14 protein-coding genes are annotated in these 19,469 nt (G+C 63.1%); 8 read left to right on the forward strand and 6 right to left on the reverse strand.

The annotated features are described in order from the left end of the window. Positions 1 to 39: 39 nt before the first annotated feature. A complete protein-coding gene (gene rep / locus GIB19_RS07290; protein ID WP_099430788.1) occupies positions 40 to 2,049 on the reverse strand; it encodes a DNA helicase Rep in 2,010 nt (669 codons plus the stop codon). Positions 2,050 to 2,335: 286 nt separating this feature from the next. Between rep and GIB19_RS07295 the strand changes: the two genes are divergently transcribed. Next, positions 2,336 to 4,000 carry a putative bifunctional diguanylate cyclase/phosphodiesterase gene (locus GIB19_RS07295; RefSeq protein ID WP_274884833.1) on the forward strand — a complete coding sequence of 555 codons (1,665 nt, stop codon included), beginning with the start codon at positions 2,336 to 2,338 and terminating at the stop codon, positions 3,998 to 4,000. Positions 4,001 to 4,035: 35 nt separating this feature from the next. On the opposite strand, the gene GIB19_RS07300 is transcribed toward GIB19_RS07295, so the two are convergent. Further along, positions 4,036 to 5,424 carry a NorM family multidrug efflux MATE transporter gene (locus GIB19_RS07300; RefSeq protein ID WP_274884834.1) on the reverse strand — a complete coding sequence of 463 codons (1,389 nt, stop codon included), beginning with the start codon at positions 5,422 to 5,424 and terminating at the stop codon, positions 4,036 to 4,038. Positions 5,425 to 5,578: 154 nt separating this feature from the next. Here GIB19_RS07300 and GIB19_RS07305 point away from each other — a divergent pair, with 154 nt between their 5' ends. Next, entirely contained in the window at positions 5,579 to 6,532 is a 954-nt protein-coding gene (locus GIB19_RS07305; protein ID WP_027592180.1) for a LysR substrate-binding domain-containing protein, read from the forward strand. Positions 6,533 to 6,535: 3 nt separating this feature from the next. On the opposite strand, the gene hglS is transcribed toward GIB19_RS07305, so the two are convergent. Both hglS and GIB19_RS07315 read right to left on the reverse strand, forming a co-directional pair. Continuing rightward, on the reverse strand, positions 6,536 to 7,930 hold the full coding sequence (hglS, locus tag GIB19_RS07310; RefSeq protein WP_274884835.1) for a 2-oxoadipate dioxygenase/decarboxylase HglS: 1,395 nt from the start codon (positions 7,928 to 7,930) through the stop codon (positions 6,536 to 6,538). A gap of 207 nt (positions 7,931 to 8,137) precedes the next feature. Further along, entirely contained in the window at positions 8,138 to 9,022 is an 885-nt protein-coding gene (locus GIB19_RS07315) for a LysR family transcriptional regulator (RefSeq protein WP_027592182.1), read from the reverse strand. Between the two features lie 135 nt (positions 9,023 to 9,157). Between GIB19_RS07315 and amaB the strand changes: the two genes are divergently transcribed. Both amaB and amaA read left to right on the forward strand, forming a co-directional pair. Beyond that, entirely contained in the window at positions 9,158 to 10,648 is a 1,491-nt protein-coding gene (gene amaB, locus GIB19_RS07320) for an L-piperidine-6-carboxylate dehydrogenase (protein WP_012274799.1), read from the forward strand. A gap of 181 nt (positions 10,649 to 10,829) precedes the next feature. Then, entirely contained in the window at positions 10,830 to 12,116 is a 1,287-nt protein-coding gene (gene amaA / locus GIB19_RS07325; RefSeq protein WP_027592183.1) for an L-pipecolate oxidase, read from the forward strand. Positions 12,117 to 12,233: 117 nt separating this feature from the next. Here the strand turns inward: amaA and GIB19_RS07330 are convergent, their stop codons facing one another. Then, positions 12,234 to 13,661: a mechanosensitive ion channel family protein gene (locus GIB19_RS07330; protein ID WP_099430783.1), complete on the reverse strand. Its 1,428-nt coding sequence runs from the start codon at positions 13,659 to 13,661 to the stop codon at positions 12,234 to 12,236. Positions 13,662 to 13,997: 336 nt separating this feature from the next. Next, positions 13,998 to 14,459 (reverse strand): PBECR2 nuclease fold domain-containing protein, encoded by a 462-nt coding sequence (locus tag GIB19_RS07335; protein ID WP_274884836.1) that lies wholly within the window; start codon positions 14,457 to 14,459, stop codon positions 13,998 to 14,000. 434 nt (positions 14,460 to 14,893) lie between these two features. Between GIB19_RS07335 and ycaC the strand changes: the two genes are divergently transcribed. The 4 genes from ycaC (at position 14,894) to GIB19_RS07355 (ending at position 19,312) form a co-directional block, all read left to right on the forward strand. Then, complete coding sequence (gene ycaC, locus GIB19_RS07340; protein ID WP_027592185.1) at positions 14,894 to 15,523, forward strand: isochorismate family cysteine hydrolase YcaC; 630 nt, start codon at positions 14,894 to 14,896, stop codon at positions 15,521 to 15,523. A 117-nt stretch (positions 15,524 to 15,640) separates the two neighbouring features. Then, complete coding sequence (locus GIB19_RS07345; protein ID WP_027592186.1) at positions 15,641 to 16,207, forward strand: antibiotic biosynthesis monooxygenase; 567 nt, start codon at positions 15,641 to 15,643, stop codon at positions 16,205 to 16,207. A gap of 39 nt (positions 16,208 to 16,246) precedes the next feature. After that, positions 16,247 to 17,065 (forward strand): alpha/beta fold hydrolase, encoded by an 819-nt coding sequence (locus GIB19_RS07350; protein WP_085272179.1) that lies wholly within the window; start codon positions 16,247 to 16,249, stop codon positions 17,063 to 17,065. Between the two features lie 405 nt (positions 17,066 to 17,470). Beyond that, complete coding sequence (locus GIB19_RS07355; RefSeq protein ID WP_027592188.1) at positions 17,471 to 19,312, forward strand: amidohydrolase; 1,842 nt, start codon at positions 17,471 to 17,473, stop codon at positions 19,310 to 19,312. Positions 19,313 to 19,469 lie beyond the last annotated feature (157 nt).

A 19,469-nucleotide genomic window follows, 5' to 3' on the forward strand; every position in this document is an offset into this window, starting at 1 on the left:
TGGCCGCAACAGCGGCAACGGTTAAAGAGTAAGGGTTGATCAGCGTTTGAGCATTGCCCGAATATCGGCCAGTGCGTTGTTGCCACGCGCGGCTTTCACTTCGACGGGCGCATCGTCCAGGCCTTCCCAGGCCAAATCGTCCGGCGGCAGTTCGTCGAGGAACCGGCTCGGGGTGCAGTCGATGATCTCGCCGTACTGCTTGCGCTTGGCCGCAAAGGTGAAGGCCAGGGTCTGGCGCGCGCGGGTAATGCCCACGTAGGCCAGGCGGCGTTCTTCTTCGATGGTGTCGGCTTCGATGCTGGAGCGGTGCGGAAGGATCTCTTCTTCCATGCCCATGATGAACACGTAAGGGAATTCCAGGCCCTTGGAGGCATGCAGGGTCATCATCTGCACACCTTCGGCGTTTTCTTCCTCTTCCTGCTGGCGCTCGAGCATGTCGCGCAGCACCAGCTTGCCGATGGCGTCCTCGATGGTCATGTCACCCTCTTCGTCCTTCTCAAGGGTGTTTTTCAGCGCTTCGACCAGGAACCAGACGTTGCTGATGCGGAACTCCGCCGCTTTGTCGCTGGCGGTTTGCTGGCGGATCCAGTTCTCGTAGTCGATGTCGCGGATCATCTCGTGCAGCGCGGCGATCGGGTCATCCAGCGCCACCTTGTGGCGTACCCCGTCCAGCCAGTGCTTGAAGCGTTGCAGGCGCTCGGTGTAACGGGCGTCCAGGTGCTCGCCCAGGCCCAGCTCTTCGCTGGCGGCGTACATCGAGATGCCGCGTTCGGTCGAGTAGTTGCCGAGCTTTTCCAGGGTCGTGGAGCCGATTTCCCGGCGCGGCACGTTGATCACGCGCAGGTAGGCGTTGTCGTCGTCCGGGTTCACCAGCAAGCGCAGGTAGGCCATGAGGTCCTTGACCTCCTGGCGGCCGAAGAAGCTGTTGCCACCCGAAAGGCGGTACGGCACCTGGTGGTGCTGCAGCTTCAGTTCGATCAGCTTGGCCTGGTAGTTGCCGCGGTAAAGGATGGCGAAGTCGCTGTACGGGCGGTTGGTGCGCAGGTGCAGGGTGAGGATTTCCATGGCCACGCGTTCGGCCTCGGCTTCCTCGTTCTTGCAGCGGATCACGCGGATCTCGTCGCCCACGCCCATCTCGCTCCACAGCTGCTTCTCGAACGCGTGTGGGTTGTTGGCGATCAGCACGTTGGCGCAGCGCAGGATGCGGCTGGTGGAGCGGTAGTTCTGCTCGAGCATGACGATCTTCAGGGAGGGGTAGTCCTCCTTGAGCAGCATCAGGTTCTCGGGCCGCGCGCCACGCCAGGCGTAGATCGACTGGTCATCGTCGCCGACCACGGTGAACTGGTTGCGCATGCCGATCAGCATTTTCACCAGCAGGTACTGGCTGGCGTTGGTGTCCTGGTATTCGTCCACCAGCAGGTAGCGCACGCGGTTCTGCCAGCGCTCCAGCACTTCGGGGTGTTCCTGGAACAGCTTGACCGGCTGCAGGATCAGGTCGTCGAAGTCCACCGCGTTGAACGCCTTGAGCGTGCGCTGGTAGTGGGTGTAGACGATGGCGGCGGTCTGCTCGCGCGGGTTGCGGGCCTTTTCCAGGGCCTCGGGCGGGAGGATCAGGTCGTTCTTCCAGGCACCGATCATGTTCTTGATCTCGTCGATGCCGTCGTCGCCGGAATACTCTTTCTGCATGATGTCCGACAGCAACGCCTTGATGTCGGACTCGTCGAAGATCGAAAAGCCTGGCTTATAGCCCAGCTTGTCGTGCTCCTTGCGGATGATGTTCAAACCCAGGTTGTGGAAGGTGCACACCGTCAGGCCGCGGCCTTCCCCCGGGCGCAGCAAGGTGGCGACCCGCTCCTTCATCTCGCGTGCGGCCTTGTTGGTGAAGGTCATCGCCACGATGTACTGGGCACGGATGCCGCAGTTCTGGATGAGGTGGGCAATCTTGCGCGTGATGACGCTGGTCTTGCCGGAACCTGCACCGGCGAGCACCAAAAGAGGGCCGCCGACGTAGTCTCGGGCTTCCTGTTGCCGGGGATTGAGTCGGGACATGCTAGAAACCGGGGGTCGCCAGAAAATAGCCGCGCATTCTAACAGGCATGGGCCGGTAATGGCGCGACCGTCTGACGTCTGAGTCAGACTTTTATCAGCGCATAAGTATTAGTCAGGCTCATGCTATTCACCGAAAAAATCGTATTTGCCGGTTGGCCTGGTTTCGCGCACGATGCACGACGAAATGTGTCGTTGCCTACATATATAAAAGCGTAAATCATTTTCATTCATGCAGTGGCATACTTGGCCTCTGCCGTTGCACCCGCCCATGCCCTAAGGAGCCCGCTTGTCCACGCCTGTCGAACCGTTGCGTTTGCTGCTGTTGGCTGATGAGCCGGAATGGGCCGTGCTGTTGCGCGAGTGCGTGCAGGCACTGAGCGGCAGCGCGGTGTTGTTGACCGCACCTGACTGGGAGTCGGTCGACAGCCTGTTCAGCCACGACCGCCAAGCCGTGATCCTGGCCACCCCGGCCTTGCAGCCAGCCCCCGGCCGCTGCGAGCTGCCCACGGTCGTGCTGCTCGATCACGAGCCTGAAGTGGCGCCCACCGGGGTCAGCGACTGGCTGGTGCGTGACCACCTCACTGCCGATGCCTTGCGCCGCTCGTTGCGCCACGTTCGCGAGCGCGGCGTGCTGGTTGCCACTTTGCAACGCCTGGCCGAGCAGGACCCGCTGACCGGTATTGCCAACCGCCAGGGTTTCCAGGCCTTGCTGACCACGCGCCTGGCAGAGGGGGATGGCCGTGGCCTGGCCCTCGGCCACCTCGACCTGGACAACTTCCGCCACGTCAACGACGCGCTTGGCCATCAAAGCGGCGATCGGCTGATCCTGCAGGTGGTGGCACGGCTCAAGCTGCAACTGGAGGCCGGCGACCAGCTGGCCCGGCTGGGCAGTGACGAATTCGCCCTGCTGATCGATACCCGCCGCGACCCGAACCGCGCCGAGTGGATAGCCGAACGCATCATCGAAGCCTTGGCCGAGCCCTACTGGATCGACGGCGAAAGCCTGCTGCTCGGCTGCAGCCTGGGCCTGGCTCACGCACGGGCCCAGGGCGGCGCCGACCCGCTGATGTGGCATGCGCACATCGCCATGCGCCAGGCCAAGGGTAGCCAGGGCTGTACTTTTCATGTCTTCAACGAACGCATCAACCGCAACGCCCGCAGCCTCGCCGACCTGGAGAGCGAGCTGCGCCGGGCCCTGCGCCGTGACGAGCTGGAGCTGCATTACCAGCCACGGCTGAACCTGGCCGATGGGCGCATCGTTGGCCTTGAGGCGTTGGTGCGCTGGCGCCATGCCGAGCGCGGCTTGTTGCCGCCCAGCGAGTTCGTGCCGCTGGCCGAGCAGAGCGGGCTGATCGTGCCGCTTGGCTACTGGGTGATATCGCGCGCGCTGCGTGACATGCAGGCGCTGTGCGAGCATGGCCTGCCGCCGCTGCACATGGCGGTGAACCTGAGCTTCAGGCAGTTTCAGGACAGCCAGCTGCTGGCCACCCTAAGCCGGTTGATCATCGAGCACGGCGTCGATGCGCGCTGGCTGGAGTTCGAGCTGACCGAGACGGCGGTCATGCGCCGCAACGAACAGGTGCGCCAGACCATGGATGCCCTTGGGCGCTTGGGCGTGCGTTTTTCCCTGGATGACTTCGGCACCGGCTTCTCATCGTTCGTGCACTTGAACAGCCTGCCGATCACCTTGCTCAAGGTTGACCGCAGCTTTGTCGCCGAGATGGAAATGCGCGAGGAGAACCGCAAGCTGGTGCACGCCATGATCAACCTGGCGCATAACCTCAACCTCGAAGTGGTTGCCGAGGGTGTCGAAAGCGAAGCGCAGATGGCGTTGTTGCGTGAGTTCGGCTGTGACCAGGTGCAGGGGTTTTTGGTCAGCAAGCCGCTGCCGGTGGCGGAGTTGATGGCGTTTTTGCAGGACTGTGGAACGCCGCATCTGGTTAGCCTGTAAAGCCGCAGGAGAGGGCTGCAAAGCAGCCCCGGCAATCACACAGGCAGTGCAGACCTGTCAGGCAAACCCGCCTTTCTCAACAGCCGTTTCATCCGCCATTCAAAGCCAAGGGTCAGCGCCACTGCTGCACAGGCCAGCCCCAACGCCAGCCCCCACCAGATCCCGACCGCGCCGCCTCCCAGGTTGAAGGCGAACAGCCAAGCGCTGGGGGCGCCCACCAGCCAATAGCAGCACAGGCCTATCAGGAAGGTGGTCTTGGCATCCTTCAGCCCACGGATCGAGCCCATGGCGATGGTCTGCATGCCGTCGAACAGCTCGAACCAGGCCGCGACCATCACCAGCTGCACGGCCAGTTGGTAGATGGCCGCGAACGCGGGGTCGTTGCGGTCGATGAACAACCCCACCAGGGCATCCGGCAACAGCCAGAACAGCGCGGCGAAGGCGAACATGATCATCCCGCCAAAACCGATCCCCACCCGGCCTGCGCTGCGGGCCGCGAGCAGGTTGCCGCCGCCGTAGTACAAGCCCACGCGCATGGTCACGGCATAAGACAGCCCGGTGGGCACCATGAACGCCGTGGAAACGATCTGCAGCGCGATCTGATGCGCCGCCAGCTCCGTGCTGCCGAGCACGCCCATGCACAGCGCGGCAAAGGCGAACAGGCCGACCTCCACCATGTACGTGCCGCCAATCGGCAGGCCCAGCCGCCACAGCTCGCGCAGGGCCGGCAGGGAAGGGCGTGACAGGCCCTGGCGCAGCGGGTAGGCGGCATAGGCCGAATGCCAGCGGATGTACAGGGCCAAGGCAATCGCCATGCCCAGCGACACCACGGCAGTGACCAGGCCGATGCCCATCAGGCCCAGCTTGGGCAGGCCGAACATGCCTTCGATCAGCGCAACGTTGAGCAGGTAGTTGAGCACCGTGCCTATCACGCTGATGACCATCACCGGCGTCGAGCGGCCAAGCGCGCTGGTGAAGCCGCGCAGGGCCATGAAGGTCAGGTAGCTGGGCAGGGCCAGCGGCAGCAGGGTGAGGAATTCGGCGGCCGAGGCGACGTTCTCCGGCTGTTGGCCAAACATCAGCAACACCGGCTCCAGGTTCCACAGCGCCAGCGCCGCGACCAGCGCCAGGCCCCAGGCCAGCCACAGGCCGCTTTGTGCCAGGCGTGTGACGCCCTCGATGTCGTTGGCACCCTTGCGGATGGCCACCAGCGTGCCGACCGCGGCGATCACGCCCAGGCAAAAAATCGACACGAACGAGTAGCTCGCAGCGCCCAAGCCGCCGCCCGCCAAGGCTTGCGGGCTGATGCGGGCCATCATCAGGGTGTCGGTCAGCACCATCAGCATGTGCGCCAACTGCGAGGCGATCAGCGGCCCAGCCAGGCGCAGCAAAGCCTTGAGTTCGGTGGTAGGCGCTACATGCATGCGTGTGGTCCTTTTCCTGATCCCGTGAGCGAAGGGCAATTCTGAGGCTTTGGTCAGCTTTGCACAAAAGGATAAAAACGATCATTGGCATGAGTTTGACTCATGTGTTTATGCTGTCAGCGATCCGTTCCCCAGCCCGCATGGCAGGTGCCTAATGTCTCGTCAGCTCCCACCGTTGTATGCCTTGCGCGCATTCGAAGCCGCTGCGCGACTGAGCTCCTTCACCCGTGCCGGCGAAGAACTTTCGATTACCCAGAGTGCGGTCAGCCGCCATATCCGCACCCTTGAACAACACTTCGCTTGCCGCCTGTTCGTGCGCAGCGGCCGCAGCTTGCAATTGACCGAAGCGGCCAGGGTGTTGCTGCCCGGCGTGCGCGAAGGCTTCGCCGCGCTGGAGCGGGCTTGCGACACCTTGCGCGGCGAAGATGACATCTTGCGCATGAAAGCGCCCTCCACCCTGACCATGCGCTGGTTGTTGGCCCGCCTAAGCCGTTTTCGTCACCTGCAGCCCGGTAACGAAGTGCAACTGACCAGCGCCTGGATGGACGTCGACCATGTCGATTTCAACCAGGAGCCTTTCGATTGCGCCGTGTTGCTCAGCGATGGCGTGTTCCCGGCGCATTGGGAAGTGCGCCGGTTGTTTCCCGAACTGCTGATCCCGGTGGGTGCGCCCGACCTGCTCGATGATGGGCCGTGGGACGAGCGTCGGCTGGCCTGCATCGAACTGCTGCACCCGACCGTGGACAAGCGTGACTGGCGCGAATGGTTGGAGCGCATGGGGCTTAGCGACAAGGTGTCGCTCAAGGGCGGCCAGGTGTTCGATACCCTGGAGTTGGGCATGATCGCAGCGGCGCGTGGCTATGGCATATCGATGGGGGATTTACTGATGGTGGCCGAGGATGTGGCGCAGGGGCGTTTGAGCTTGCCCTGGCCAACGGCGGTGCCCAGCGGCATGGATTACTACCTGGTGTGGCCGCGCACCCGGCCGGGTGGCGAGCGGTTGCGGCGCTTGAGCGAATTCTTGCACGCGGAGGTGGCGGCGATGGACCTGCCGGATGTGCAGGTCCTGCCGACGCTTGGGCCGCAGCGCGACCCAATGCGACCCTAAGGCTTACATCGACCCCAGGTTCAGCGCCTGTGCACACGCCTGCAACGAGCGGCGCTCGCTCTGCGCATACAACGCCAGCTCATCCTGCACCTTCAGCCCCAATGCAGCTTCGAACGCCTCACGGTTAGCGTTGCTGCCGTATTCTGCCTGCGCATCATCGCCCAGGTTGGACTGGAAGATCCCCGCTGCACTCACCGGCAGGAAGTCTTCGTACACCAGCGCCTCGAAGTGCACATGCCCCGCATCGATCAGCCCTTGCAGGGTGGTCGGGCGGTCGCTGTAATCGCGAGCGGCCAGGCCTTTTTCGGTGGCGAAGTAACGGAAGTAGGCCAGGCCCTGTTCACGCATCTGCGCCAGGTCGTCGGGGAACTCGGCGAAGGTCTGGCTCAACAGCGTCCTGTAACGCTCGGCATTGGCTTCGGCTGGCACACCGCCCAAGGCGGCGCGGGTAGCATCAAGCAGTTTGTCGTACAGCTGGCGACCCTTCGGCGTCAGTGCGGCACCGCGTTGTTCGATCTCGCCGAAACGCGCGGTGTGGCTGCCCTCGCTGCCTTGCTGGCCGCTGAAGGCGACTTTTTCCTGCAGCGCCTTGAAGCTGGTCTGGCGCAGCAGGATTGGGTGGCGGCGGGTGGGCGGACCTTCGACTACGGCCTTTGGCGGAATGCCCTTGGCCGGCATGCCGACCTGGATCGCGTCGATGTCCAGGGTGCGCGGGGTCAGGTGGTTGATGTGCGGGCCCTTGAAGGCCACCACATCGGCAATCAGACGGTGCTGGTCGTGCAGTTGCTGGTACTGCTCGGCGGTTACCGTGGCGTCATGGTGCCAGCGGAAGGTGTGCAGCGCTTCCTGCACGAACGCCTCGGCGTCGGCTGCGCTGAGGCCGCCGTCACGCTCGCACTGGGCAATCAGCTCGAGTACGCGCGGGGTGAAAATCTTGCGTTTGGCCAGGATGCCCTGTGCCAGTTCGCGCAGTTGCGGGTTGTCGATCAATTCCAGGCGCAGCAGCGAGGTGAACACCCGGAACGGGCTGACATGCAGGGACTGCTCGTGCACGGCGCGAAAGGCGGTGGAGTGCACGGGTACGCCTGCAGAGCTGAGGTCGTAGTAGCCGACGGGCTCCATGCCCATCACCGCGAACAGTTTGGCGATGGTGGCCAGTTCTTCGGCGGTGCCGACGCGGATGGCGCCGTGTCGTTCCTGGTCCAGGCGCTCGATTTCGCCGGTCCAGCGTAGCGCTTCGGCCACCTTTGGTTGCTGGGTCATCACCTGCTGGTTGATTTCGCTCACCAGCTCCAGCAGCGTGCCATACAGCGGCACTTCCTGTTTGTACATGAGCGACATGGCGGCAGAGAACTGCGCGCGGATGCTGTCTGGGCTGACGAAATCGTGGGCGGGCATCGCTAGCTTCCTGGTTGGGTTCGGACGCTTACATGAAAGCTGGGAATGCACATGGCTCACAAGCGAAAAAAAGTGCGAGTGTCATTCCTTTTTTGATCGACCTTAGGGCCCCTTCGCGGGTGAACCCGCTCCCACAGGGGTGGTGCAATGTTTGAACGCTGTGCAGTACCTGTGGGAGCGGGTTTACCCGCGAAGAGGCCCTAGAGCCTACAACTGCTCGCGAATCCACTCCACCAACGCCCGCACCTTCGGCACCTCGGCCGCATGCTCGGCATACGCCAGGTAATGCGCCCCGGTACTCTTCATCGCATGATTCCAGGCAATGACCAGGCTCCCTTCATTCAGCTCCTTGGCCACCAGGTACCGCGGCACCAGCGCCACCCCACAGCCCGCCTGCGCCGCGCTCAAGGCCATATAAAACGTATCGAACCGCGGCCCATGGTAGGCGCTGACACTCTGCAGCCCCAGCTCCAGAAACCACTCATGCCACGCCTCTGGCCGCGACGTACTCTGCAGCAGCACCAGCTCGGCCAACTCACCGGCATCGGCCAGCGCCCGCCCGGCCAACAGCTCCGGCGCGCACACCGGCACCACCTCTTCGCGGAACAGCTCCACGCAGGTCGCCCCCGGCCAGGTGCCTTGCCCATAGAAGAACACCACATCCGCCGAGCCTTGCAGCAAAGCGAATGGCTCCATCTCGTTACGGATGTCCAGGTGGATATTGGTGTGGCGCTTGCCAAAGCCTTTGAGGTGGGGGATCAGCCAGCGCACGCCAAAACTCGGTTGAGTGGCTACCTTCAATATCTCGGTCTGCTCGCCATAGGTCAGTACGTAGCGGCTGGACATGTCCACCTGGGTGAGGATCTTGTTGACCTCGGCCAGGTACAGGCTGCCCGCTGGCGTCAGTTGCAGGCGGCGGCGAATGCGCAGGAACAGGTGGTGGCGCAGCATGTCTTCGAGTTGCGCCACTTGCTTGCTGACCGCGCTCTGGGTCAGGTGCAGCTCTTCGGCGGCACGGGTGAAACTTAAATGACGGGCTGCAGCTTCAAAGCACTGCAGGGCGGTCATGGAGGGCACCAAGCGTTTGGACATAGCGGTCTCTGCGGCTCAAATCATTACCTGACGGAATGATATGCGGAATAAAGGTCGTTTGTTGCACTGGTGTGATCGGATTAATACTGATCCACATCATTTTTCCACCCCATCACCGATGTAGGAGATGCACAAATGGTTGCTGGATTGCTCGAGCGCCTTGGCGTTGCCGCCGAGGCTTACACCCAGGGCGACTACCCTGTTCACACGCCGATCGACGGCAGCCAGATCGCCTCGGTGAAACTGCTCGGCAAGGCCGAGACCATCGCCCGCATCGATCAGGCCCAAAGCGCCTTCGACGCCTGGCGCACCGTGCCGGCCCCACGCCGTGGCGAGCTGGTCCGCCTGTTCGGTGAAGTGCTGCGTGAACACAAGGCTGACCTCGGCGAACTGGTATCGATCGAAGCCGGCAAGATCACCCAGGAAGGCCTTGGCGAAGTCCAGGAAATGATCGACATCTGCGACTTCGCCGTCGGCCTGTCGCGTCAGTTGTACGGCCTGACCATCGCCTCCGAGCGCCCTGGCCATCACATGCGTGAAACCTGGCACCCGCTGGGCGTGGTTGGTGTGATCAGCGCCTTCAACTTCCCGGTTGCCGTCTGGGCCTGGAACACCGCGCTGGCCCTGGTGGCCGGTAACTCGGTGGTGTGGAAGCCGTCGGAAAAGACCCCACTGACCGCCCTGGCCTGCCAGGCGCTGTTCGAAAAAGCCCTGAAAGCCTTTGGCGATGCACCGGCTGGCCTGGCGCAACTGGTCATCGGTGGCCGTGAAGCGGGCGAAGCGATGGTCGATGACCCACGTGTGCCGCTGGTCAGCGCCACGGGCAGCACCCGCATGGGCCGTGAAGTCGGCCCACGTGTTGCCGCCCGCTTCGGCCGCAGCATCCTCGAACTGGGCGGCAACAACGCCATGATCCTGGCCCCGAGCGCGGACCTGGACCTGGCTGTGCGCGGCATCCTGTTCTCCGCCGTGGGTACTGCGGGCCAGCGCTGCACCACCCTGCGCCGCCTGATCGTGCACCGCTCGATCAAGGACGAAGTGGTTGCCCGCGTCAAAGCCGCCTACGGCAAAGTACGTATCGGCGACCCACGCAAAGACAACCTGGTGGGCCCGCTGATCGACAAACTGTCGTTCGACGCCATGCAGGGCGCGCTGGCCAAGGCCCGCGACGAAGGTGGCCAGGTGTTTGGCGGCGAGCGTCAGCTGGCTGACCAGTACCCGAACGCCTACTACGTGTCCCCAGCCATCGCCGAGATGCCGGCCCAGAGCGACGTGGTTCGCCACGAGACCTTCGCGCCGATCCTCTACGTGCTGGCCTACGATGATTTCGAAGAGGCCCTGCGCCTGAACAACGAAGTGCCACAAGGCCTGTCCTCGTGCATCTTCACCACCGACATCCGTGAAGCCGAGCGCTTCCAGAGTGCCTCGGGTAGCGACTGCGGCATCGCCAACGTCAACATCGGCACCAGCGGCGCCGAGATCGGCGGTGCGTTTGGTGGCGAGAAAGAAACCGGCGGTGGTCGTGAATCCGGTTCGGATGCCTGGAAAGGCTACATGCGTCGTCAGACCAACACCGTCAACTACTCGCGCGAGCTGCCGCTGGCGCAGGGTATCGTGTTCGACTGATGCTGCATGGCCGGGGGCTTTGCCCCCGGTTCGCGGGGCAAGCCCGCTCCCACAGGATCCCCGCTGCCTTTCAGGCCTGTGTGGTCCCTGTGGGAGCGGGCTTGTCCCGCGAATGGGCCGCAAAGCGGCCCCAACAAAACCAGATGCACCCGCAATAAGAACAACACTGCTGGAGCCGGCCATGTCCGAACTGCGTCAACAATGCTTGTGGGAATTCGTCAGCAAACCGACCGTCGCCGCCCAGGCCCTGGCCGGTGAGCACAAGGCCGATGTCTGTGTCATCGGTGGCGGCATCACCGGCCTGTCCGCAGCGATCCACCTGCTCGAACAGGGCAAGTCGGTGATCTTGCTGGAAGCCTGGAAGATCGGCCACGGTGGCTCCGGACGTAACGTCGGCCTGGTCAATGCCGGCACCTGGATCCGCCCCGACGACGTCGAGGCGACCCTCGGCCAGAAGCAGGGCAGCCGCTTGAACAAGGTGCTTGGCGAAGCACCGGGCGAGGTATTCGCCATGATCGAGCGCCTGGGCATCGACTGCCAAGCCCAGCACAAAGGCACGCTGCACATGGCGCACAACGCCACCGGCATTGCCGACCTCGAAGCCCGGCATGAACAATGGAGCCGCCGCGGTGCTGACGTCGAGCTGCTGACCGGCGCCCAGTGCCAGGAATACTGCGGTACCGACAAGATTTCCGCCGCGCTGCTCGACCGCCGCGCCGGCACCATCAACCCCATGGGTTACACCCAAGGCCTGGCCGCTGCGGTTTCGCGCCTGGGTGGCAAGGTGTTCCAGCAGTCCTCGGTCGAGGGCCTGGAGCGCGAAGGCGATGGCTGGCGCGTAAAAACGGCACGTGGCTCGGTGCGCGCCGACAAGGTGGTGATTTCCACCGGTGCCTACACCGAAGGCGACTGGAGCAACCTGCAGAAGCAGTTCTTCCGCGGTTACTACTACCAGGTCGCGTCCAAGCCGCTGCACGGCGCTGCCGCTGACAAGGTGCTGCCGCATGGCCAGGGCTCCTGGGACACCCGCACCGTGCTCAGCAGCATCCGCCGCGACGACCAGGGCCGCCTGCTGCTCGGCAGCCTGGGCCGGGTCGACAACAAGCCGGCCTGGTTCGTGCGCAGCTGGGCTGACCGTATCCAGAGCCATTACTACCCTGAGCTGGGCAAGGTCGAGTGGGAGATGCACTGGACCGGCTGCATCGACTTTACCCCCGACCACCTGATGCGCCTGTTCGAGCCGGCGCCGGGGCTGGTGGCGGTGACCGGTTACAACGGCCGCGGCAACACCACCGGGACCGTGATCGGGCGAGCGTTTGCCGAGTTCTTGCTCAAGGACGAAGCGGACAGCCTGCCGATTCCGTTCTCGCCGATGACCGGGGTGAGCGCGCCGTCGCTGCGCACGGCGTTCTACGAGTCCGGGTTCTCGCTGTACCACGCGGGGCAGTGCTTGAGGGTGGTGTTGTAGCCACTGGCCTCTTCGCGGGGCAAGCCCGCTCCCACAAATACACCGGTGTATTCAACCTTTGCGATGTATCTGTGGGAGCGGGCTTGCCCCGCGAAGAGGCCTGCACAGTGAAAAATATTACTTGTGCAACCAACTGAGAAAGCCACCTTTCTTGATCAGGGTCGGCTTCTGCAGCAATAACGACTCCCGGCTCTGCCGCCTGAACCGCTGCAACTTGCTCAACGCCGTCTGCACCTCGCCCCGCTGCACCAGGCAGCTCTTCACCTGTTCCTTGTCGATGCGGTAAAGCACGCAACTGGTCAGTGTGCGGAACTCGGCAAAGCCGTCGTCTTCGTCGATGATGCCCTCGATCCCCAGCACTTCCCCCGGCCCCATGCGCCCGGCCTCCAGCAGCTTGTCGCCATCGCGAATCGACGCTGAAACCACGCCGCTGCCAATCACCAACAGGTGATCCGAGCGCTCGCCCACACCCAGGATCACTTGGTCCGCCAGGTATTCCACGGCCGTCATGCGCTGGCTCAGCGCATCGCGCTCTTCATCGCTCAGCGAGCGGAACACCCGCACTTCATCCAGCACCTCGCGTTGGCGGCTGCGCGGCGGCAGGGCCAGGTCGACGTTCCACATCACGCCACTGGCCTCCAGGTGCCGATGGGCCAGGTCGAACAGCTGATTGCGCGCGTCGGTCTTGCCGCCCATGTCGGCAATGAAGCCACTGGCTTCGTACTCCACCGACTCCAGGGTCGACGCCTTCACCGTGACCTTGGGCTTTGGCGTGGCGAGTATCGCGCGCGTGCCCTGCAGGGCCTTTTCCAGCGCATCGAACACCCGCTTGGGGCGCACCTTGGCCGGCACCACCACACTGATCGACACCCCATGCACGTCAGGCGGGCGGCTGTGGTTGAGCAGTTTGGCTTTGGCCGCCACCGAATTGGGGATCACCGCCAGGCTGCCGGCACTGGTCAGCAGCCGCGTGGCACGCCAGTCGATGTCCAGCACCTTGCCTTCGGTGCCGTCGATGGAGATGGCATCGCCGATCTGATACGGCCGCGTCGTGTTCAGCACGATGCCGCTGAACACGTCGGCCAAGGTGCTTTGCAGCGCCAGGCCGATGACGATGGCCATCACCCCGGAGGTGGCCAGCAGCCCCTTCACCGGCAGTTGCATCACATAGCCCGCCGCAGCCACCACCGCCGCCAAAAAGATCAGCGCCCCCAGCACATCCTGCAGCAACCGCCCGCCATGGCTACCACGCGCCACCAGCAACAGCCCGAACACCACGGTCACCGTGCGCGCACCGAACAGCCACCAGCCGATCGTCAGCACTGTCGCCATCAGGTTGCGCGACACATCGTCAGGCCATGGCGGCGGCTGCAAAGGGCTCATGCCCGCGGCCAGCAGCACCCAGCTGAACAGCAGGAAAATCACCAGACGCGAGCCGATACGCCAGGCCCGGCGTTGGAGGGGGATCAGTTGCCAGAGAATCAGGTCGAGCAGGATCAGTGAAGTGCCGAGCAACAACGGGGACGACTGGATGAAAGCCAGCATGGTGGTCTCGGGGGTGAGGGGAGGGCTGTGCGTAGTAATAGAGCAGGTTGGGCAGGCAGGCAATGGGGGACGGGTGAGTTGTATCTGAAGGTCAAGGCCGTTGCCCTGTGGTCGAAGGGTTCGCGGCGCTGTGCTCCAACTACATCCCGCATTGCCGCAAAGCTGTTGACTTGCTCAAAGACTGTGATAGCGTTTTACCCGAGCGCGAAACCAGTTGCCATTCAGCGGCAGTAACTGGCGTAGGAACCCCGTCGATGGCTGAATCATCAGCGCAGGGTGAGACCTCCACACCCCGGCTTGAGGGTGTGTATATGAATATCAAGCGTCTATTCAGGGCTACTGGTGAAAGTGGCCCTTTTCTTTGCCCGGCAGAAACTCATAGCGCTTGTACAGCAGTTCGCCATGGCGGTGCTTGTTGAGTGCTTTCGCGTCGCACTGCATGAAATTCCACAGTATTTTTCCGCTCTCGAGCGTAACGATCGCCAGCATCTGCCGCTTGGCTTCATATACCCCTATAAATGCCAACCTATGTGTGTCGTTGGTATAGGCCACGCTCCACACCTCAAACGGCCCGGTCAGGGTATCCACAGCGACTTGGATGTAGCGCTCCCGCGCATCTTGCCTTTTCTCGACGATGTGATGGATGCAGCTGCGTCGAATCTGAACATCCCCCAAGGGTGTGTTGATGACCACAAAGGCGCTTGATGAGTTGCTCAAGCCTAGGTGGTGAGCAACGCGCTCAATGGCGCCCTCATGGGTGCCTGCTGCAGCGACCTCATCGATGGCTTGTGCACGCATTTCACGGTCAAGAGACCTGAGGTCTGGCAACCCCCTATCCAACCAAGTGCTCTGACACGTTTTCTCAGTGATTTTCTCGGGCGAGATAGGGGGGTTCAAAGAAGTACCTGGCGACTAGCGATTGCTGAAGCGACGGCAAGTCCACAAGCCTAGGTACCAGGGGCAACACGAGCAATCAGATCGGTATCGACACTACTTGTAGGGATTTTCCTCAGACGAAGTAATGGCGTAGGAATTGGCTTGTGGGCTTCAACAAGCCCAGCGTCCATGAAGCCGGCTTGCCCGTTTACAGGCCTGCCAATCCATCGTTCACAAAACAGAACGCTAAAGCCAAAAATCGCTATCTACCGCTCCAAAGGTGATGGTTTTAATCTTCTCCCATCAACGCGAAACACCCAACTTACTGAACATCAAAACCCTTAGGAGCAACGATCATGGCCCAATTCAAATACAACCGCCTGAACAAAGACGACGCCGCTGTGCTGCTGGTCGACCACCAGGCTGGCCTGCTGTCCCTGGTCCGTGACATCGAGCCAGACGCGTTCAAGAACAACGTGCTGGCCCTGGCCGACCTGGCCAAATTCTTCAACCTGCCAACCATCCTCACCACCAGCTTCGAGCAAGGCCCCAACGGCCCGCTGGTGCCTGAATTGAAAGCGCTGTTCCCAGACGCCCCTTACATCGCCCGCCCAGGCCAGATCAACGCCTGGGACAACGAAGACTTCGTCAAAGCGGTAAAGGCGACCGGCAAGAAGCAGCTGATCATCGCCGGTGTAGTGACCGAGGTCTGTGTCGCCTTCCCGGCATTGGCAGCCCTGGAAGAAGAGTTCGAGGTGTTCGTGGTGACCGATGCGTCCGGCACTTTCAACGCGATGACCCGCGATGCCGCCCATGACCGCATGAGCCAGGCCGGTGCGCAGCTGATGACCTGGTTCGGCGTGGCCTGTGAGCTGCACCGCGACTGGCGCAATGACGTCGAAGGCCTGGCGGCGCTGTGCTCCAACCACATCCCGGACTACCGCAACCTGATGACCAGCTACAACGCCTTCAACGCCGGCAAGTAAGCCGCCGCGCACCGGGCACCGACCGTCGGTGCCCGGCAAGGGCAGCACACCCATTCAATCCTCCGCCCGTTCGCTGTTGCACAGTGAGTGCGGGCCAGCTCATCCCAAGGAATGTCGATGAACACCGCACTCCAAGACAACCGCAACGTGGTCACCCTGGTCATCCAGCACAAGGTTCGCGCCGAGGCGCTGGCCGGCTACGAGGACTGGCTCAAGCACACGGTCAGTGCCGCGCGCCGCCAACCCGGCCACCTCGACGTCAACGTGATCCGCCCCGAAGACGGCGGCCGCCACTTCACCACCGTGGTGCGCTTCAGCGATGCCAGCCTGCTGCAGGCCTGGGTCAACTCCACCGAGCGCCAGACGCTGGTCAGCCAGGTGCTGCCGCTGCTGGAGGAGGGCGACAACACCCAGGTTCACGAAGACCCAGAGTTCTGGTTCACCCCACCGAGCACCACGGCGGCACAACCGCCGCGCTGGAAGCAGGCGTTGCTGACCTACCTGGTGATTTGCCCGATGACCATGGTCATTCCGCAACTGCTGGCGCCGTTGTTCGCGCGCTTTCCGCACTTGGGCGGCGCGATCACCGGCAACCTGATCGTCAACCTGTTTGTCATCCTGCCCGTGGTGTTCTACATCATGCCGTGGGTAACCCGCCGCTGCGCCAACTGGCTGCGTGGCTGATTCAGCCCCTTCCCCATAGACTTTCAAGGAGATACCGATATGAGCACACTCGTAACCCGCGATGGCACTTCGCTCTATTTCAAGGATTGGGGCAGCGGCAAGCCCGTGCTGTTCAGCCACGGTTGGCCGTTGGATGCCGACATGTGGGATTCGCAGATGGAATTCCTGGCCAGCCGTGGCTACCGCGCCATCGCCTTCGACCGCCGTGGTTTCGGCCGGTCGAGCCAGCCGTGGAATGGCTATGACTACGACACGTTTGCCGATGACATCGCCCAACTGATCGAACACCTCGACCTGCGTGAAGTGACCTTGGTGGGCTTCTCCATGGGCGGTGGCGATGTCAGCCGCTACATCGCGCGCCATGGTAACGAGCGGGTGGCCGGGCTTGTGCTGCTGGGGGCGGTGACGCCGGTGTTTGGCCAGCGGGATGACAACCCTGAGGGGGTCGAGGCTGCGGTTTTCGAGGGTATTCAGGCGGGCCTGCGTGCCGACCGGGCGCAGTTCATCGCCGATTTTGCCACACCGTTTTATGGCTTGAACCAAGGGCAGCAGGTGTCCCAGGGGGTGCTGACGCAGACCTTGAACATCGCGCTGCTGGCCTCGATCAAGGGCACGCTGGATTGCGTCACCGCGTTCTCCAAGACCGACTTCCGCCCGGACATGGCCAAGATCGAGGTGCCGACCTTGGTGATTCACGGTGATGCGGACCAGATCGTGCCGTTCGAGACCACGGGCAAGAAAGCCGCCGAGTTGATTCGTGGGGCCGAGCTGAAGGTGTATGAAGGTGCGCCGCATGGGTTTGCCGTGACGCATGCGCAGCAGCTGAATGAAGACTTGTTGGCGTTCCTCCAGCGATGACGGTGTGAGGCATTCGCGGCGGTCCGGCGCCCCGGTAAACCCGCTCCCACAGGTTCAACACAGCTTTTGGGGCATGTGATGCCCTTGTGGGAGCGGGTTCACCGGGGCGCCGGACCGCCGCGAAGAGGCCGGCCCTGGCAGCACAACACGTGAACAGGACTAACCTTCTTCAACCCACCGCACATCCATGCAATCCCTGACCAGGCTTGAACCGGCATGCTCGGCAGTTGCGCTTGCCGCTGCCGCACCCAGACGGAGAAGACCATGTCCCAGGACCCTAACGACAAGAGCCGTCGCCAGTTCCTCGCCACCAGCACCGTGCTCGGTGCCGCCGGCGCGCTCTGGTCCGCATTGCCCTTCGCCGGCTCCGCCGGTTCCGCCCATGCATCCACTCAAGGAGGCTCCATGACCGCCGACCTCATTCTGTTCAATGGCAAACTGCACACTGTCGACCGTGAGAAGCCCACCGCCACCGCCGTCGCCATCAAGGACGGCCGCTTCATCGCCGTCGGCAGCGACGCCGAAGCCATGGCCCACAAAAGCGCCACCACGCAGATCATCGACCTCAAGCAGCGCACGGTCATCCCGGGCCTGAACGACTCCCACCTGCACCTGATCCGCGGTGGCCTGAACTACAACCTGGAGCTGCGCTGGGAAGGCGTACCTTCGGTAGCCGATGCCCTGCGCATGCTCAAGGACCAGGCCGCCCGTACCCCGACCCCGCAGTGGGTGCGTGTGGTCGGTGGCTGGAACGAGTTCCAGTTCGCTGAAAAGCGCATGCCGACCCTGGAGGAAATCAACCAGGCCGCGCCCGATACTCCAGTGTTCCTGCTGCACCTGTACGACCGCGCGCTGCTCAACCGCGCCGCGCTCAAAGCTGTGGGTTACACCAAGGACACGCCGAACCCGCCGGGTGGCGAGATCCAGCGCAACAAGTTTGGCGAGCCGACCGGCATGCTCATCGCTCGCCCTAACGCGATGATCCTCTACGCCACCCTGGCCAAAGGGCCGAAGCTGCCGCTGGAGTACCAGGTCAACTCGACCCGCCAGTTCATGCGTGAGCTCAACCGCCTGGGCCTGACCAGCGCCATCGACGCCGGGGGCGGCTACCAGAACTTCCCCGACGATTACTCGGTGATCCAGGAGCTGGCAGACAACAACCAGCTGACCGTGCGTATCGCTTACAACCTGTTCACCCAGAAGCCCAAGGAAGAACTCGACGACTTCAAGAAGTGGACCTCCAGCGTCAAGCTGCACAGCGGCACCGACTTCCTGCGCCATAACGGCGCGGGTGAGATGCTGGTGTTCTCCGCGGCCGACTTCGAGGACTTCCTCGAGCCGCGCCCGGACCTGCCGCAAACCATGGAAGAAGAGCTGGAACCGGTGGTACGCCACCTGGTCGAGCAGCGCTGGCCGTTCCGCCTGCACGCCACCTACAACGAATCCATCACGCGCATGCTGGATGTGTTCGAGAAGGTCAACCGCGACATCCCGTTCAATGGCCTGCCGTGGTTCTTCGACCACGCCGAGACCATCACCCCGCAGAACATCGAGCGCGTGCGCGCCTTGGGCGGCGGTATCGCCATCCAGGACCGCATGGCCTTCCAAGGTGAGTACTTCGTCGACCGCTACGGCGCCAAGGCTGCCGAGCAGACCCCGCCGATCAAGCGCATGCTCGACATGGGGGTGCCGGTTGGGGCCGGTACCGACGCGACCCGTGTCTCCAGCTACAACCCGTGGACTTCGCTGTACTGGCTGGTCAGCGGCAAGACTGTCGGCGGCATGGAGTTGTACCCCGAGGGCCTGAGCCGTGACACCGCGCTGCAATTGTTCACGCAGGGCAGCGCCTGGTTCTCCAGCGAGCAGGGCAAGAAGGGCCAGATCAAGGTTGGCCAGTTGGCGGACCTGGCGGCGTTGTCACTGGACTTCTTCAGTGTCGAGGAAGAAGCGATCAAGGGCATCGAGTCGGTGCTGACCATCGTTGACGGCAAGGTCGTGTACGCTGCCGGCGAGTTCGACAGGCTCGGCCCACCGCAGGTACCGGTATTGCCGGAATGGTCGCCGGTGGCCAAGGTGCCGGGGCACTGGCGTGTGGGTACGCCATCGCTGGCAGCGGCGGTGCACCAGTGCAGCGGGCCGTGTGGGGTGCATGCACACAGCCACGAGAAGGCGCGGCATTCCAGCGTGCCGGTGAACGACTTCCAAGGGTTCTGGGGGGCGTTGGGTTGTTCGTGCTTTGCGTTCTAAGCTGATGTGAAGAAAGGGGCGCGCTCATTGGCCTTAATTGGGGCTGCTGTGCAGCCCATCGCAGCGGTTCGGCGCCCCGACAAGCCAGCTCCTACAGGTGAGCGAGATTCACAAGAAATATGCTACCCCTGTAGGAGCTGGCTTGCCTGCGATGGCC

Source organism: Pseudomonas sp. ITEM 17296, assembly GCF_028895205.1.
GTDB lineage: Bacteria > Pseudomonadota > Gammaproteobacteria > Pseudomonadales > Pseudomonadaceae > Aquipseudomonas > Aquipseudomonas kermanshahensis.